Annotated in this window: 15 protein-coding genes and 1 pseudogene; 9 read left to right on the forward strand and 7 right to left on the reverse strand. The window is 65.5% G+C overall.

Annotated elements, in window-relative coordinates:
• Positions 1 to 567: alkaline phosphatase D family protein (locus tag XAXN_RS18490; RefSeq protein ID WP_209018948.1), on the reverse strand; the 567-nt coding region annotated here is incomplete at its 3' end.
• Between the two features lie 220 nt (positions 568 to 787).
• Between XAXN_RS18490 and rsmG the strand changes: the two genes are divergently transcribed.
• The 5 genes and pseudogenes from rsmG to rpmG all read left to right on the forward strand — a co-directional run bounded on the left by rsmG (position 788) and on the right by rpmG (position 3,849).
• Positions 788 to 1,426 carry a 16S rRNA (guanine(527)-N(7))-methyltransferase RsmG gene (gene rsmG / locus XAXN_RS18495; protein ID WP_042824314.1) on the forward strand — a complete coding sequence of 213 codons (639 nt, stop codon included), beginning with the start codon at positions 788 to 790 and terminating at the stop codon, positions 1,424 to 1,426.
• A gap of 385 nt (positions 1,427 to 1,811) precedes the next feature.
• Positions 1,812 to 2,462, forward strand: a pseudogene (locus XAXN_RS18500) (DUF885 family protein); the annotation flags it as partial.
• A 189-nt stretch (positions 2,463 to 2,651) separates the two neighbouring features.
• Complete coding sequence (locus XAXN_RS18505) at positions 2,652 to 3,134, forward strand: hypothetical protein (RefSeq protein ID WP_054320617.1); 483 nt, start codon at positions 2,652 to 2,654, stop codon at positions 3,132 to 3,134.
• A 297-nt stretch (positions 3,135 to 3,431) separates the two neighbouring features.
• Positions 3,432 to 3,668, forward strand: coding sequence for a 50S ribosomal protein L28 (rpmB, locus tag XAXN_RS18510; RefSeq protein WP_002809459.1), 237 nt, complete (start codon positions 3,432 to 3,434; stop codon positions 3,666 to 3,668).
• Between the two features lie 13 nt (positions 3,669 to 3,681).
• On the forward strand, positions 3,682 to 3,849 hold the full coding sequence (rpmG, locus tag XAXN_RS18515; RefSeq protein ID WP_002809462.1) for a 50S ribosomal protein L33: 168 nt from the start codon (positions 3,682 to 3,684) through the stop codon (positions 3,847 to 3,849).
• 402 nt (positions 3,850 to 4,251) lie between these two features.
• On the opposite strand, the gene XAXN_RS18520 is transcribed toward rpmG, so the two are convergent.
• The 3 genes from XAXN_RS18520 to XAXN_RS18530 all read right to left on the reverse strand — a co-directional run bounded on the left by XAXN_RS18520 (position 4,252) and on the right by XAXN_RS18530 (position 7,219).
• Positions 4,252 to 5,274 (reverse strand): amidohydrolase family protein, encoded by a 1,023-nt coding sequence (locus XAXN_RS18520; RefSeq protein ID WP_054320625.1) that lies wholly within the window; start codon positions 5,272 to 5,274, stop codon positions 4,252 to 4,254.
• A gap of 225 nt (positions 5,275 to 5,499) precedes the next feature.
• Positions 5,500 to 6,555, reverse strand: a complete 1,056-nt coding sequence (locus XAXN_RS18525) for a 4-oxalomesaconate tautomerase (RefSeq protein ID WP_054320618.1) — start codon at positions 6,553 to 6,555, stop codon at positions 5,500 to 5,502.
• A complete protein-coding gene (locus XAXN_RS18530; RefSeq protein ID WP_042824307.1) occupies positions 6,548 to 7,219 on the reverse strand; it encodes a 4-carboxy-4-hydroxy-2-oxoadipate aldolase/oxaloacetate decarboxylase in 672 nt (223 codons plus the stop codon). Before XAXN_RS18530 ends, XAXN_RS18525 begins: the two co-directional genes overlap by 8 nt.
• 101 nt (positions 7,220 to 7,320) lie before the next feature.
• Between XAXN_RS18530 and XAXN_RS18535 the strand changes: the two genes are divergently transcribed.
• Positions 7,321 to 8,628: a LysR substrate-binding domain-containing protein gene (locus XAXN_RS18535; protein ID WP_054320619.1), complete on the forward strand. Its 1,308-nt coding sequence runs from the start codon at positions 7,321 to 7,323 to the stop codon at positions 8,626 to 8,628.
• A 16-nt stretch (positions 8,629 to 8,644) separates the two neighbouring features.
• Entirely contained in the window at positions 8,645 to 10,063 is a 1,419-nt protein-coding gene (gene cls, locus XAXN_RS18540) for a cardiolipin synthase (protein WP_054320620.1), read from the forward strand.
• A gap of 10 nt (positions 10,064 to 10,073) precedes the next feature.
• Here the strand turns inward: cls and XAXN_RS18545 are convergent, their stop codons facing one another.
• Positions 10,074 to 10,469, reverse strand: a complete 396-nt coding sequence (locus XAXN_RS18545; RefSeq protein WP_054320621.1) for a VOC family protein — start codon at positions 10,467 to 10,469, stop codon at positions 10,074 to 10,076.
• Between the two features lie 172 nt (positions 10,470 to 10,641).
• Between XAXN_RS18545 and XAXN_RS18550 the strand changes: the two genes are divergently transcribed.
• Complete coding sequence (locus XAXN_RS18550) at positions 10,642 to 12,039, forward strand: FAD/NAD(P)-binding protein (RefSeq protein ID WP_054320622.1); 1,398 nt, start codon at positions 10,642 to 10,644, stop codon at positions 12,037 to 12,039.
• A 384-nt stretch (positions 12,040 to 12,423) separates the two neighbouring features.
• Positions 12,424 to 14,610 carry a DNA helicase II gene (gene uvrD, locus XAXN_RS18555; RefSeq protein WP_054320623.1) on the forward strand — a complete coding sequence of 729 codons (2,187 nt, stop codon included), beginning with the start codon at positions 12,424 to 12,426 and terminating at the stop codon, positions 14,608 to 14,610.
• Between the two features lie 172 nt (positions 14,611 to 14,782).
• Here the strand turns inward: uvrD and XAXN_RS18560 are convergent, their stop codons facing one another.
• Positions 14,783 to 15,007 (reverse strand): hypothetical protein, encoded by a 225-nt coding sequence (locus XAXN_RS18560; protein ID WP_054320624.1) that lies wholly within the window; start codon positions 15,005 to 15,007, stop codon positions 14,783 to 14,785.
• Positions 15,008 to 15,162: 155 nt separating this feature from the next.
• A partial coding sequence (locus XAXN_RS22800) for a hypothetical protein (RefSeq protein WP_209018949.1) occupies positions 15,163 to 15,437 on the reverse strand: 275 nt, incomplete at its 5' end.

Below are 15,437 nucleotides of genomic sequence, written 5' to 3' on the forward strand. Positions count from 1 at the left end.
AATGCCGGGACTGAACAGGTAGGCGCTGAAATATCCCAGTTCCCAGTGCGAGCAGGAGACGAATCCGAACCGCGCGGCGTCCGGCGTCCGATGCGCTGCCGGCAGGGTGCGTGCGCTGCCGATCGGGCTGCGCGCGCCCAGTGCCTGAAAGCAGTACCAGTAAGGGCGGTCGGCCGCCAACCCGGTGAGCTCCACGTGCACCGCGTGGCCCCAGACGGGGCTGGCGACGGTCTCTCCCTGGCGCACGATGGTGCGCATCTGCGGGTCGCTGGCCACCTGCCAGCGCACCGGCACCGCTGCGTGCAGGCCGCCGCGTCCGTCCGGATCCAACGGGCGGGGAGCCAGCCGGGTCCAGAGTACGAAGCCATCGGCCAAGGGGTCGCCGGCGGCCACGCCCAGCATAAAGGGATCGGCACTGCCGCTGGCACGTGCGAACGGGCTCAGCAGCCCCGCCGCCGCCAGACTGGCGCCCGCGATGAGGATGCGTCGCCGGCCGCGGTCCGGTGGTGCGAGCGTGGCAGCGCAACCAGGCAGGGGTGAGGCGGCAGACGGGTCGATCACAGGCATGGACAAAAGACAGGCAAGCAGACGAGACCATGCTGTGGCCACGACATGTCCGTTTTGTGTCACATGTGACAGCGTCACTGCCGGTGGTTCAGCGCTGGCGGCCACGGCGCGGGACGGGCAATGCGGCAGGAACGGCCCGCCGAGGCAACCACGTCATGGCCAGCCGCGATGCCGAGATCGGTACGCGCATGCCCGCCAGCCCAGCTGCGATAATCGCGGCATGAACGATGCCGCACTCGCCCCCGATGTCTCCGCCGCGCTCGAACGCGGTCTGCAGGCCCAATCCCTGGATGCGGCCTTCGCCGCACCGTTGCTGCGCTACCTGGCGCTGCTGGTGCGCTGGAACAAGACCTACAACCTCACCGCCGTGCGCGACCCGCGCGAGATGGTCACCCGCCATCTGTTCGATTCGTTGACCATGCAGCCCTATATCGCCAGCGGCACCCTGGCCGACCTGGGCACCGGCCCCGGCCTGCCCGGCATCCCGCTGGCGATCACCCGCCCGCAGCTGCAGGTGACGCTGGTGGAAAGCAACGGCAAGAAGGCGCGCTTCATGCGCGAGGCCTTGCGCCATCTGGAGTTGGGCAACGCCCGCGTGGCCGAATCGCGTGCCGAAGCCCTCGACGAGCCGGCCGCCTACGACCACCTCACCGCGCGCGCGCTGGATACGTTGGCCGGCATCATCGCCGTCGGCGGCCATCTGCTGCGCCCGGGCGGCAGCCTGTTGGCGATGAAGGGCGTGTACCCGCACGAGGAAATCGCCGCATTGCCCGCCGGCTGGACGGTGGGCGAGGTGCACCCGCTCCAGGTCCCCGGCCTGGAGGGCGAGCGGCACCTGGTGGTGGTGCGCAAGGCCTGAGCCAATCGGTCTCAAAGCGCCCTCACCCCAACCCTCTCCCGCAGGCGGGAGATGGAGTGAGTAGCGTCCCTGACAAGCTCAGCGCCTGCCTTCGCTGGACAAGCACACCAGCCCCCTTCCCCCGCCCTCGGCGAGCGCACCAACTCCCGGTCTCGGCGAGCACACCAATTCCCTAGCTTCGACAAGCAAAGCAATTCCCTGCTTCGACGAGCACAACAGCTCCCTTCCCCCGCCTGCGGGGGAAGGTGCCCGCAGGGCGGATGGGGGGCAGCGCCGACACTCCAGCCATGCCCGTGCACCAGCCCGCGTTGGGACTTCCGGCCCATGGCAGCTCACGCGCGGGTTGCCATGATCGGGCGTTCGCTCCAGATCAGGCATTCCGCACGTGACTTCTCCGCTCGCCATCGCCCTTGCGCTCGCCCTGCTGTGCGCAGGCTTCGCCGCCACCTCGGCGCAGGCCGCCACGCCTCCCGCCCCGGCCACGCTGACCGCCGAGGCACCTGCCGACGCGCGCTTCCGCGCCATTTACGAGAAAGAGTGGGCCTGGCGCCAGGCCGAGACCGGCCAGGCCGACGAAGACAGCGACACCACCGGCGACAACACCCATCTGCCCGATGTCAGCGCGGCCGCGCAGCAGGCGCGTCTGGAGGTCTGGGACGGGGTGCTCAAGCAGCTCGACGGCATCGACCCGAAGCAGCTCTCGCCCGCCAACCAGATCAACCTCGCCATCTACCGCCCACAGGTGGAAAACCTGGCCGCCGAAGTACGTCTGCGTGCCTACGAAATGCCGTTCAATTCCGACAGCTCGTTCTGGTCGAATCTGGGTTTCATGGCGCAGCGGCCGATGAAGACTGCGGCCGAGTACCGCGCCTATATCGCGCGCCTCAACGATGTGCCGCGCTACTTCGACCAGCAGACCGCCAACATGCGCGCCGGCCTGGCACGCGGATTCAGCGTGCCGCGCGCAGTGCTGGATGGGCGCGATGTGTCCATCGCCACCGTGGCCGATGTCAAAGACCCGACCGAATCGACCTTTGGTGATCGGCGGCGTCGTTTCGTCGACCTTGCTGATCTTGCTGGTGCTGTGCTGCTGGCTGCATCGGCGGAGCAATTGAGAGTCTGGTCCGGTTGCCGTGTTGGTTCATTCGCTATCCTTCCAATAGCGTCGTGCTGAATCCGAGCGGGCCGACTGCAGTTTGCGAACGAACGATAAAGGACGGTGCACATGATCGATTGGCCCAACATCCTCGCCACTCTGGCCGCCGCCGCGATCGGCGGTCGGGTGGCCGCTGGTGTGGCGAGCAGGCAGATCAAGGCTTCCTTGCAGGTTGAGCGGGAGAAGGTGAGGCAGGAAACATCTAAAGAGCTGATAGAGGCGATCGACTCCTTTGTGCATATTGCTTATCGCCATGACAATGAGGAGAAACGCCATGAACGGCAGCGCTTGCGGCGTAGGATTCTTTCGCTCACGGCACTGGCGTTGCCCGAGCAGTTTTCCGACACACAGCGGCATCTGGATATGATCGACCGCTGGTGGTGGAGGAAGCAGTGCCAACCGTCTGCGCCGCCGATACAGGGAACCGGATTCACGGCGACCAACGATTTCTTCGAAGGGATAAAGACGAGGTTGTTCCGGGACGTATTTGGGCAACGCATCGAATTCAGCGGCGAAAGCGAGCGCACGGAAGCAGCACCAAGTGGAAATTAGCTACGCCCCGGACTGGGCGGCGGTGGGAGGCATGCCCGACGTAGTGATCATGGTATGTGCGGTCCGCCAGCCGCTTGCGTATGCTTTCCCGGTAAGTGCTTGCAGTACAAGGAGTTGCCATGCATAATGCGCGGCTCGCTGTGCCCGGATCGCTCCGGATGGCGGCACCCAGCGCAATGGGGTTGCCGGCCTGTTCCAGCGTAAGTTCTTGATTCCCAACGTTGCGTGGCAGCCCTGGCGCTGTCGGGGCCGCCGCTCCCCAGGCTATGGGTGGCAATTCATTTATCGAGGTGCGTAATGTCCCGCGTATGCCAAGTGTCCGGCAAGCGTGTGCAGACGGGTAACAACGTCTCCCACGCAAACAACAGAACCCGTCGTCGCTTCCTGCCGAACCTGCACGAGCGCCGTTTCTGGGTTGCCAGCGAAAACCGTTGGGTGAAGCTCCGTGTCTCCGCGCATGCATTGCGCACCATCGACAAGAACGGCATCGATGCCGTTCTGAAAGAGCTGCGTGCGCGCGGCGAAAAGGTCTGAGGAGTAAGCAGTCATGGCAAAAGGCAAGCGTGACAAGATCCGTATGATTTCCTCGGCCGCTACCGGCCACTTCTACACCACGGATAAGAACAAGAAAAACACTCCGGGGAAGATGGAAATGATGAAGTACGACCCGGTCGTGCGTAAGCACGTGATGTACAAGGAAGGCAAGATCAAGTGATCGACTGATCGCTGGATTCGCTTTCAAGCAAGCACCCGCCGAAAGGCGGGTGTTTGCGTTTGGGCGAATCGATCGCAGTGTTCTTGATGGATGTGTCGATTATTTTCCGATTGCACCTATCTGGGTCAGCGCGCGTTCCCCTCTCTCCCGGGTGCGCTCCAGCCGTGGATACACTCGCCGCGCACTGCTCTCGAACACCTTGTGCTCAGCCAGCCAAGGCCAAGGTCAAAATCGACAGCGGTGCGTGGCAGAGCCTCTCTCCCTTGGGGAGAGGGGTTGGGGTGAGGGAACGGGCGAAGCCATTGGCAAATGGATGACACGCGGCTTCGCACGTCCCCTCATCCGGCCCTTCGGGCCATCTTCTCCCCCCAAAAGGAGGGCAATGTCCCGATGGGAGAAGCGCTACAGACCCCGCGCACGCAATTGCGCGTCCAATCTCGGATACACACGACGCGCATTGCCCTCGAACACTTTGCGCTTGTCGGCTTCGGAAATCGCCAGCGCATCGATGTAGCGTTTGGTGTCGTCGAAATAGTAGCCGGTCTGCGGATCGATGCCGCGCACTGCGCCGACCATTTCCGAGCCAAAAAGAATGTTGTCGATGTCGATCACCTCGAACAACAGGTCGATACCGGGCTGGTGATACACGCAGGTATCGAAGAACACATTGCGCATCACATGCGTAGACAGCGCAGGCTTGCCCAGCATGTCGGCCAGGCCGCGGAAACGGCCCCAGTGATATGGCACGGCACCGCCGCCGTGCGGAATGATGAAGCGCAATTGCGGAAAATCGGTGAACAAATCGCCTTCGAGAAACTGCATGAAAGCCGTGGTGTCGGCATTGAGGTAATGCGCGCCGGTGGCATGGAAATTGGCATTGCAACTGCCGGAGACGTGCACCATCGCCGGCACGTCCAGTTCCACCATTTTCTCGAAGAACGGATACCAGGCGCGGTCAGTCAGCGGCACGCCATCCCAGTGCCCGCCGGACGGGTCGGGATTGAGATTGCAGCCGACGAAACCCAGTTCGTTGACGCAGCGTTCCAGTTCGGCGATGGCGTGCGCGATCGGCACGCCCGGCGATTGCGGCAGCTGGCATACGCCGATAAAGGTCTCCGGATACAGCTGTACCACGCGTGCGATCAGGTCGTTGCAGTGGCGCGTCCACACCTGGCTCACCGCTTCGTCGCCGATGTGATGCGCCATGGTGCTGGCACGTGGCGAAAAAATCGTCATGTCGGCGCCGCGCTCGCGCAGCAGGCGCAGTTGGTGCAGCTCGACACTTTCGCGCAGCGCATCGTCGGAGATATGCGGATACACCGGCGCCGGCAGCGTTGCATCGGTGTAATGCGCGATCTGCGCCTTGCGGAACGCATCGTGCGCGGCGGGCGCGGTGGTGTAGTGGCCGTGGCAGTCGATGATCATGGCGATGGTCTGTGTGTTGCAGCCGAAGCGGTGCGCCAGCGATTGCCAGCGCGCAAGGTGGGACGGTCGGGTGGACGGAAGCTGCAGGTCGCCACGGCGGTGCTGGTCCCAATGTGCGGATGGGCACGGATCGCGCACTGCGTGTCAATGGTCTGCTTGAGCGGCACACGCGCGCACGCGCCGCTGCGATGGCGGCCGCTGCAGCTTGGCGATGCATCGGAAGACTCAGCCATACAGCTCGCCATCGAACAATTTGCGCGCCGTGCGCACCACCGCGGCACCGACCACGGCGCCCTGCGCGTCGAGATCGATCAGGCAGCTGCTCGCACCGCTGGGGTGTTCGACCTCCAACCGCTGGCTGCGCCCGCCGGGCACCTGCGCCAGCGCGTGTGCGGGTGAGCCGGGCAACAGGCAGGCGGTGGCGACGGTGACCGCACCCAGCACGCCAATGGAGGCATGGCAGCGGTGCGGGATGAACGAGCGCACGCTGATCGCACCACCGGCGCGCGGAGCGGCGACCAGCATCATTTTCGGCACCGTGGCGTGGCGGACATCGCCCAGATGCATCAACGGACCTGCCTGCAGACGCAGCGTTTCCAGGCGCGCCCTGAGCGCAGCATCGGCGTCGAGCGTGGCGCGGTCTTCGTAACCGCTGATGCCGACATCGCTGGCGCGTAGCACCACGCACGGCATGCCGTTGTCGATCAGCGTGACTGGCAAACCGTCGAGCGTGTCCACCGCATGCCCGCTCGGCAGCAGCGCGCCGCACGAAGAACCGGCGATGTCGGCGAATGCCAGCGTGATTGGCGCGGCCGTGCCGGGGACGCCGTCGATGCGGGCATCGCCGTCGTAACGCACCTTGCCATCGGGTGTCTGCACGGTGGCGGTGGCCAGGGTGCCGGTGTTGCGCATGAAGATACGCACCTGGGTCTGGCCGTGGCGTATGGGCAGCAAGCCGCGTTCCAGCGCGAACGGGGCAACGCCGGCCAGCATGTTGCCGCAGTTCTGTGCATCGCTGACCTGCGCCTGTTCCACCGCGACCTGCAGGAACAGATAGTCCACGTCGGCATCGGCATGCGCCGAGCGCGACACCACGGCGACCTTGGAGGTCAGCGGGTCGGCGCCGCCCATGCCGTCGATCTGGCGCGCATCCGGCGAGCCGTAGGCGCGCAGTAAAAACGCATCGCGCGCGGCGGTGTCGGCGGGCAGATCGTCGGCCAGAAAGAATCCACCCTTGGAGGTGCCACCGCGCATCCACATCGCGCGCACGCGCTCAGACATAGCGCAGGCCTTTGGCGGCCAGACGTTCGCGCATCGCATAGATGTCCAGGCCCAGTTCGCCGCGTGCCAGGCGTTCGCGCTTGAGCAGCTCGCGTGCCTCGCGCGCCTTCGCTTCGGTCAGCACGTCGGCAGCGGTAGCACGCGGCACCACGCAGACGCCATCGTCGTCAGCCACCACCACATCGCCTGGCTGGATCAGTTGCCCGGCGCACACCAGCGGCACGTTGACCGAACCGAGCGTCTCCTTGATGGTGCCCTGTGCGCAGATGGCGCGGCTCCATGCGGGGAATTGCATGGCGGTGAGATCGCGCACATCGCGCACGCCGGCATCGATGATCAGGCCGCGACATCCGCGCGCCTGCGCCGAGGTGGCCAGCAGGTCGCCGAAGTAGCCGTCGCAACAGTCGCTGGTCGGCGCGACCACTAGCACATCGCCTGCGTGCAGTTGTTCGATGGACACATGCATCATCCAGTTGTCGCCGGGCGGAATCGACACGGTGACCGCGTTGCCGGCGATGCGGCAGCCGGCGTAGATGGGACGCAGCCGATGGTGCAGCAGGCCGCTGCGGGCCTGCGCTTCGTGCACGGTAGCCACGCCGGCTTGCGCCAGCCCTTCGACGATGTCCAACGGCGTGCGCTCGATCCGGGTAACGACCTGGCTCATCCATCCATCCTCGTTAAGAGTGCGCCGAGTCTGGCTGGGCAGAGCCAGCTGGCTCAAGATTCATTTGAGGTATGCATATTGGTTTTGCTTATAGTTAGAGCATGCAGTCGATCCCGGAACCGAATCTGCGTCACCTTTACGCGCTGGTCGTGGTGCACCAGGCCGGAAGCATCAGCGCGGCGGCGCCGCGGGTGAATTTGTCGCAGCCGGCGCTGACCCAGGCCGTGGCGCGGTTGGAGCAGCAACTGGGCGTGCGCCTGTTCGACCGGCACCCGGGCGGCATGCTGGCCACCGAGGCTGCCGGGTTGCTGGTGCCGCGTATCGAGCGGGTGCTGGCGCATCTGGGCCGGGGCATCGGAGTCGCGCGGCGTGCGCTGCGCCTGCCCGCGCGCCCAGGCCTGGAACGGCGGGTGTCGCTGGGCCAGCTGCAGGCCTTGGTGGCGGTGGATGTGGCAGGCAGTTACGCGTTGGCGGCGGTGCGCGCCGGTGTTTCGCAGCCGGCGATCTACCGCGCGGTGAAAGCGCTGGCCGATCTGATCGAAGTGCCGCTGACGGTACGCCGCGGCAAGACCATGCAGCCCACGCCGGTGGCGCTGCGGCTGTTGCGGCAGGTGCGGCTGGCGCTGGCCGAGCTGCGTGCCGGGCTGGACGATGTGGCCGCGTTGCGTTCGCAGCACGCCGGGCACCTTACCCTGGGGGTGATGCCGCTGGCGCGCGCCATCCTGTTGCCGCAGGTGCTGGCGCGGTTTGCGCGTGCGCACCCGGGGGCCAGCGTCCAGGTGGTCGAGGGCCCGTACGCCCAATTGCTGGCGCAGCTGCGCGAGGGCGGCCTGGATCTGTTGATCGGTGCGCTGCGCGACCCGTTGCCGGTACGCGATGTGCTGCAGGAGCCGCTGTTCGACGACGAACCGGTGATCGTGGCGCGTAGCGGCCACCCCTTGGCCGGCCAGGACTACGCGTTTGCGCAACTGCGCGATTACCCCTGGGTGATCGCTGCCGCCGGCACGCCGGTGCGCGCGCGCTGGGAGCAGCTGTTCGCCGACCACCAGCTGGAGCCGCCGCCGGTGCGCATCGAATGCGGCGCCGAACTGACCGTGCGTGGCCTGCTGCTGGAAGGCGACTGGTTGACCTTGATGTCGCGCGACCAGTTCCTGTTCGAGCGCCGCGCCGGCCTGCTCGAGGAGATCGGCAGCGCCGGGCCGCTGCTGCGCCGGCAGATCGGCATGACCACGCGCAGCGACTGGTATCCCACCTGGATGCAGTCGGCCTTCGTGCAGACATTGCGGCAGGTCTGCGCCGAACGCGTGCAGCCGGCCGATGCGCAAGGCGGGCCGTTTCGCTATTGCCCGCCTGTCTGTGCGCCACCACCGTTGCGTTTGCGCGCGGCCAAGTCAGAATCGGGTTCCTGATGAAAACGGACCACTGATGCTGCCCGATTGGGTCACAGGCACCTGGCTGCTGGCGCTGGACTGGGCGATCCGCCTGGCCGCACTGCTATGGATTCCCGCCCGCACCACGCCGGGTGCGGCGCGCAGCTGGCTGCTGCTGATCGGCTTCGTGCCGGTGGTCGGCCTGCCGCTGTATTTGCTGTTCGGCCACCCGTGGTTGTCGCGGCTGCGGGTGGAGCGGCAAGCCACCGCTTCGCAGGTGATTCGCGAACAACAACTGCCCTTGCATGCGTTGCGCTGGATGCCGCAGGCAGACACCAGCAGTGCCGAAGTGGTGCCGCTGATCGAACGCGAAGGCGATTTCATGCCCACGCTGGGCAACGCGGTGGAATTGCTCGACGACTACGCGCAGTCGTTGCAGGCCCTGATCGCGGCGATCGACGCGGCCGACAAACGTGTGCATCTGCTGTACTACCTGATGTTCGACGATCCGGTGGGCGAAGCAGTTGTCGCGGCGCTGGAACGCGCCAGCGCGCGCGGCGTGCGTTGCCGCGTGCTGCTGGATGCGGTGGGCGCCAAGCGCGGCCTGCGCCGCTACCGCAAGCGCCTGAAGGCCGGCGGCGTGCAGGTGCTGGCGGTATTGCCGGGCGGTTTGCGCTGGCGTCGCAGCGGCCGCATGGATCTGCGCAACCATCGCAAGATTGCGGTGCTCGACAACCGGGTGGCGTTTGTCGGCTCGCAGAATCTGGCCGAGGCCGGCTTCATCCATGACGTGCCCAATCGCGAGTTGGTGGCACGCGTGCGCGGGCCGGTAGTCAATCATCTGGAAGCGGTCTTCGCCAGCGATTGGTTCACCGAAACCGGAGAGCGGCTGGACGTGTGGCCCGACGCACCGGTCTGCGAGGCCAATATCGCGACGCAATTGCTGCCCAGCGGGCCGGCGTATCCGTTCGAAAATGCGCGCGATGCGATCAATGCGGTGATCCACCTGGCGCGGCGCAAGGTGGTGCTGGTCACGCCGTACTTCGTACCCGACGAAGCCTTGCTGAGCGCCTTGCGCATCGCCGCAGTGTCGGGAGTGGATGTGCAGTTGATCCTGTCCGAGCACAACAACCAACGCCTGGCCGCGTGGGCGCAGGAAGCCTATTTCGAAGAGTTGCTGCGTTGCGGGGTGAAGATTGCGCTGTATCGCCCGCACTTTCTGCATGCCAAGCACCTGAGCATGGATGAAGACATCGCGCTGGTGGGCTCGATCAACCTGGACATCCGCTCGTTCGCGCTCAACGCCGAGATCGGCATGCTCTGCTACGACACCGGAGTGGTGCTGCGGTTGCGTGAGATCGAGCAGGACTATCTGGCCAATGCGCGGCAATTGACGTTGGAACAGTGGCGTCGCCGCCCGGCCTGGCGCCGCAGCCGCGAGGGCATTGCCCGGCTGGCCGATGCGTTGATGTAGGGCGCTTGGGTCAATCCAGGCGCATGACCTGGAAGACGTTGCCCTCCGGGTCGCGGTCGTCGTACATCTGGTACGCAAAGCCGGCGTAACGTTTGAGCTCGCCCACATGCACGCCTGCGTGCTGCAGTTGCGCGCGATGCGCGGGAAGATCGCTGGTAATGGCGAACACCAGCTTGGTGGTCGCGTGTGTCGCATCCGCGACAGGGCCCGGCGCAGGCGTCGATGGCCGCTGTCGGTAGGCGTCGCCCACCCGGTGCAGCGCCAGCTCGATGCCGCCAGCTGCGAGCACCACCCACTCGTCGGCAATCTCCTCGGCGACGGGGAGCGCGAAGTGGGTCTGGTAGAACGCCTTGCTTGCCGGCACATCGTGGACGTAGAGGATGTGCCTGACCAGGGCGATGGACATGTTGCAGATTCCCCAAGCGCGCGTGCCGATCCTGACCAGCCAATCGTAAGCGCCTGGCATGCAGGGCGTGTGGGAGGCTTTGACACACGCACTTCGCTTGCGATGCCGTGGAAGACAGCCACTGCCGGTGACGGCCTGCGAGTGTGGCGGATGCATCGCCTACAATGTCGACATGAATACACTGCGTGATCCCGGCGATGCGGTCATCGCCATCGTCGGTGGTGGCGCCTCCGGTGTGCTGGTTGCGCTGCAGCTGCTGCGCCAGGCCGCAGCGCCGTTGCAGATCGTCCTGATCGAGCCGCATGCGGCGCTTGGCGAAGGCGTGGCGTATTCCACTGCGCGCGGCGAACACCTGCTCAATGTGCCGGCTGCGCGCATGAGTGCGCTGCCGGAGCTGCCCCACGACTTTGTCGATTACCTGCGCGCAAACGCCTGTTGCCCCGAACTGGACGATGCGCAGCTGCCGCAGCAGTTCGTGGGGCGCCGGCACTACGCGCCGTACTTGCGCGACCGCCTGCAGGCGGCATGCGCGCGCAGCCCGGCGACGCTGCGTGTCCGCTGCGCACGCGTGCAGGCCCTGCAACCCAATGCCGATGGCGCACTGTTGCAGCTGGACGACGGACAGCTGCTGCAGGCGAGCGTGGTGGTCCTGGCAGTGGGCAATGCGCTGCGACCGCTGCCGCTGCGGGGTGCCACCGGGCTGTCGCACACGCAGTGTGTCCAAGCCTGGGAGACCGAGGCGGTGGCAGCGCTGCTACCGGACGCGGCCGTGTGCATCGTCGGTTCGGGCTTGAGCATGGCCGATACCGTGGTGACGCTGGCAGCGCAGGCGCATCGGGCAAGCGTGCATGTGGTGTCGCGGCATGGCTTGCTGCCGTTGCCGTTGCCGCAGGCGCATGGCGACGTGACGCTGTTCGATCCACAACCGCTGCTGACAATGCCGCTGCGCGCGCGCATGCGCGCACTGCGCCAGCATGCGCGTGCCGCCGCCGCGCAGGGCCTGCCATGGCAGAGCGTGATGGAACGCATCCGGCCGTTGAGCCAGGCGTTATGGCAGACGCTGTCGGTTGCCGATCAGCGCCGTTTTCTGCGGCACGTGGTGCGCTACTGGGACGTGCATCGGCATCGCATCGCCGCAACGGTGCATGCGCAGCTGCAGGCGATGCAGGCACGCGGTCAGCTGCAGGTGCATCGCGCACGGCTGGATATGGCCTTCGAGGTGGGCGCTTGCGTGCGCGTGAGCGCCGGGGCCGCCAGCGCCGGACATGCCTTGCAGCTGGATGTGCAGACGCTGGTCAATGCCACCGGCGTGGAAATGCGCGTCCAGGCAATGCGCAACCGACTGCTGCAGCAATTGCTGGGACAGGGCATTGCAGTGGCTGGTCCGCACGGGATTGGTGTGGACACCGGCGCCGATGGCAGCCTGACCGATGCCGATGGACGTGCGCAGCCGCGGTTGCGGGTGATCGGCAGCCTGCGCATCGGCACGCTGTGGGAAAGCCTGGCGGTGCCGGAGTTGCGCGAGCAGGCTGCGGCGATTGCGCGGGATGTGCTGCTGCTGGGGCGGTGATGGATTGACGGTACGCAGGTTCCGGCCGGAGAAGTTATTCCTTCTCCCGACAGGACATTGGCCTGCTTCATGGGGGAGCAGGCGCTCGGCGGGGGCGGATGAGGGGTGCCGCAGAAATTTACGAGCCTGTGCAGCGACAAACGCCTCGCCATGCGCCCTGACAGGTGACGCACGCACTGCTTCGCTCCGTACCCTCACACCCCACCCCCTGCTCCGCGGCTGCGCCAGCGGCGCGGCCGCTCCAAGACACGCGCACCGTCGGTTCGCAAGCCGCGCCTTCTCGGCCCCCAGGAGAGGGGCCATGTCAGGCGAGCCATCACCACAATCCCAACCGCTTCATCGCAATCTCAGCCGCAGCGACGCCACAACCGGTAAAATGCACCGGTGGATGTCTCTCATTTGCTCGATCATTTAAACCCCGCCCAGCGCGAGGCCGTTTCCGCGCCGCCGGGGCATTACCTCGTGCTGGCCGGCGCCGGCTCCGGCAAGACGCGCGTGCTGATCCATCGCATCGCCTGGCTCAACGAAGTCCAGGGCGTGCCCAATCACGGCATCTTTGCGGTGACCTTCACCAACAAGGCTGCCGGCGAGATGCGTCACCGCACCGACCTGCAGCTGCGCAATGGCAGCCGTGGGATGTGGATCGGTACCTTCCATGGGCTGGCCCATCGCCTGTTGCGTCTGCATTGGCAGGATGCGCGGCTGCCGGAAGGTTTCCAGGTCATGGACAGCGACGACCAGTTGCGGCTGGTCAAGCGCGTGGTGCAGGCGCTGGAGCTGGACGAGAGCAAGTATCCGCCCAAGCAGGTGAGTTGGTGGATCAACGAGCAGAAGGATGAGGGCCGCCGTCCGCAACATATCCAGCCCGAGCCCAACGACGACTGGACCGAGGTGCGCCGGCAGGTATATGCGGCCTACCAGGAACGCTGCGACCGTTCCGGGCTGCTGGATTTCGCCGAGTTGCTGCTGCGCGCACACGAGTTGCTGCGCGACACGCCTGCCTTGCTGGCGCATTACCGCGCGCGCTTCCGCGAAATTCTGGTGGACGAGTTCCAGGACACCAACGCCATCCAGTATGCCTTCGTGCGGGTGCTGGCCGGTGAATCGGGCAACGTGTTCGTGGTGGGCGACGACGACCAGGCCATCTATGGCTGGCGCGGTGCCAAGGTCGAAAACGTCCAGCGTTTTTTGAAGGATTTCCCCGGCGCGCAGACCGTGCGGCTGGAGCAGAACTACCGCTCCAGCGCGAATATTCTGGGCGCCGCCAATGCGGTGATTGCGCACAACCCGGACCGTATCGGCAAACAGTTGTGGACCGATTCCGGCGATGGCGACCCGATCGATCTGTATGCGGCCTACAACGAATTGGACGAAGCGCGCTATGTGGTCGAGCGTGCACGGCAGTGGGTGCGCGACGGCGGCAGTTATGGCGAAGTGGCGGTGCTCTACCGCAGCAACGCGCAATCGCGCGCGCTGGAAGAGGCGCTGATCTCCGAACAGTTGCCGTACCGCGTGTATGGCGGCATGCGCTTCTTCGAACGTGCCGAAATCAAGGACGCGTTGGCTTACCTGCGCCTGCTGACCAATCGCAGCGACGACGCTGCGTTCGAACGCGCGGTCAACACGCCCACACGCGGTATCGGCGACCGGACGCTGGATGAGGTGCGCCGGCTGGCACGCGCCAGTGCGCTGTCGTTGTGGGAAGCGGCGATGCTGTGCACGCAGCAGAACACGCTGGCCGCACGCGCACGCAATGCCCTGGCCACCTTCCTTAGCCTGATCGGCCAGCTGCATGCCGAAACCGGCGAGATGGAACTGGCCGAACGCATCGACCATGTGCTGATGCACTCGGGCCTGCGCGAGCATTGGGCCAATGAAAGCCGTGCCGGGCTGGATTCGGAATCGCGTACCGAGAACCTGGATGAACTGGTGTCGGTCGCCTCGCGCTTCACCCGCCCCGACGACGAAGACAGCCAGGGCATGACCGAACTGGTCGCCTTCCTGGCCTATGCCTCGCTGGAGGCCGGCGAAGGCCAGGCGCAGACTGGCGAAGAAGGCGTGCAGCTGATGACGCTGCATTCGGCCAAGGGCCTGGAATTTCCGATCGTGTTCCTGGTCGGTCTGGAAGACGGCCTGTTTCCGAGCGCGCGTTCGTTGGAAGAGAGCGGGCGGCTGGAAGAAGAGCGTCGCCTGGCGTACGTGGGCATCACCCGCGCGCGGCAAAAGCTGGTGCTGTGCTACGCCGAATCGCGCCGCATCCACGGCCAGGACAACTACAACGTGCCCTCGCGCTTCTTGCGCGAGATTCCGCGCAACCTGCTCAACGAAGTGCGCCCGAAGGTGCAGGTTTCGCGCACCGCATCGCTGGGCGCGGCGCGCGGCGGCCCGGTCCATGGCATCGTGGAGACCGCGCCGATCAAGCTTGGCGCCAATGTCGAACATCCCAAGTTCGGCGGCGGCGTGGTGGTCGATTACGAAGGCGCTGGCGCACATGCGCGCGTGCAGGTGCAGTTCGACGAAGTCGGCGCCAAATGGCTGGTGATGGCCTACGCCAATCTGACCGTGGTGTAGTCAGGTTTGCACTCGCCTGCGCTTGCGTTTTCTTTGGCAGGCGAGGGCGTAGCGCGGTGGCACTGTGCATGCAGCAAGCGGGGCCGGCCGCTGCTGCACCGCATGCGTCGAGCGCGATCGCATGACCATCTTCGACAGATGATGCCTCCCCTTCTGTTGCGCTGTTTCGCGCCTACATTTCCCAGCTAAAGCGTGAGTTGATCTGCTCGCCGTTCACGGTAAGTGTCGACTTGTTGGCGAGCACGACCAGGGTAAAGGGCGCCACGCGCTTGTCGTCTCCTGTGTAAATCAGGCGGAGGATTCTGGGTTTGGTGTCGAACGTCTTGATCTGGAAATTGCCCCGCAACACCTCGGCCTCGCTGTCGCCAGGTGCATTGAAACGAAGACTGGCGATCACTGGTCGGGTGACGTGCCCGATTTCGAAATCTATCCAGTATCCGCCGCCTTCGAATGAAAGTGAGGAAGTTGCACGAGCAGGAGTGCTGAGGCATGCCCACGGCAACGTCGTGTCATGACGTCATCCTTGAACGTGGTCGTGCCGGAAGGGCACGGTCAGGAGTATCGATGCTGGCGCCGTAGCATTGCAACGGATGCGGCAAGCAATGGAATGGCGACACAGCCGCCACGCCGGTGAGGCCGGTGCTCGACATCTACATTGGCGGTTTTCACTCGTAGGTGCACATGCCAGTTGCCTACATCAATCGACCGATGCGACGTGTTGTGGCCGCTGTGGATCGGCAACCCAAGGCGATTGGTGCATCGCTCGATGCGTGCCGCGCGACATCCATGCCACCCTGTCAGCAGTTCATTGCTTAGGGCAACGCTGA

This window comes from Xanthomonas axonopodis, from assembly GCF_001304695.1.
Classification (GTDB): Bacteria; Pseudomonadota; Gammaproteobacteria; order Xanthomonadales; family Xanthomonadaceae; genus Xanthomonas; species Xanthomonas axonopodis.

Coding starts and splice junctions, on each gene's coding strand:
- rsmG (WP_042824314.1), top strand. CDS start 788: ATGAACGATGCCGCACTCGCCCCCGATGTCTCCGCCGCGCTCGAACGC.
- XAXN_RS18505 (WP_054320617.1), top strand. CDS start 2,652: ATGATCGATTGGCCCAACATCCTCGCCACTCTGGCCGCCGCCGCGATC.
- rpmB (WP_002809459.1), top strand. CDS start 3,432: ATGTCCCGCGTATGCCAAGTGTCCGGCAAGCGTGTGCAGACGGGTAAC.
- rpmG (WP_002809462.1), top strand. CDS start 3,682: ATGGCAAAAGGCAAGCGTGACAAGATCCGTATGATTTCCTCGGCCGCT.
- XAXN_RS18520 (WP_054320625.1), bottom strand. CDS start 5,274: ATGATCATCGACTGCCACGGCCACTACACCACCGCGCCCGCCGCGCAC.
- XAXN_RS18525 (WP_054320618.1), bottom strand. CDS start 6,555: ATGTCTGAGCGCGTGCGCGCGATGTGGATGCGCGGTGGCACCTCCAAG.
- XAXN_RS18530 (WP_042824307.1), bottom strand. CDS start 7,219: ATGAGCCAGGTCGTTACCCGGATCGAGCGCACGCCGTTGGACATCGTC.
- XAXN_RS18535 (WP_054320619.1), top strand. CDS start 7,321: ATGCAGTCGATCCCGGAACCGAATCTGCGTCACCTTTACGCGCTGGTC.
- cls (WP_054320620.1), top strand. CDS start 8,645: ATGCTGCCCGATTGGGTCACAGGCACCTGGCTGCTGGCGCTGGACTGG.
- XAXN_RS18545 (WP_054320621.1), bottom strand. CDS start 10,469: ATGTCCATCGCCCTGGTCAGGCACATCCTCTACGTCCACGATGTGCCG.
- XAXN_RS18550 (WP_054320622.1), top strand. CDS start 10,642: ATGAATACACTGCGTGATCCCGGCGATGCGGTCATCGCCATCGTCGGT.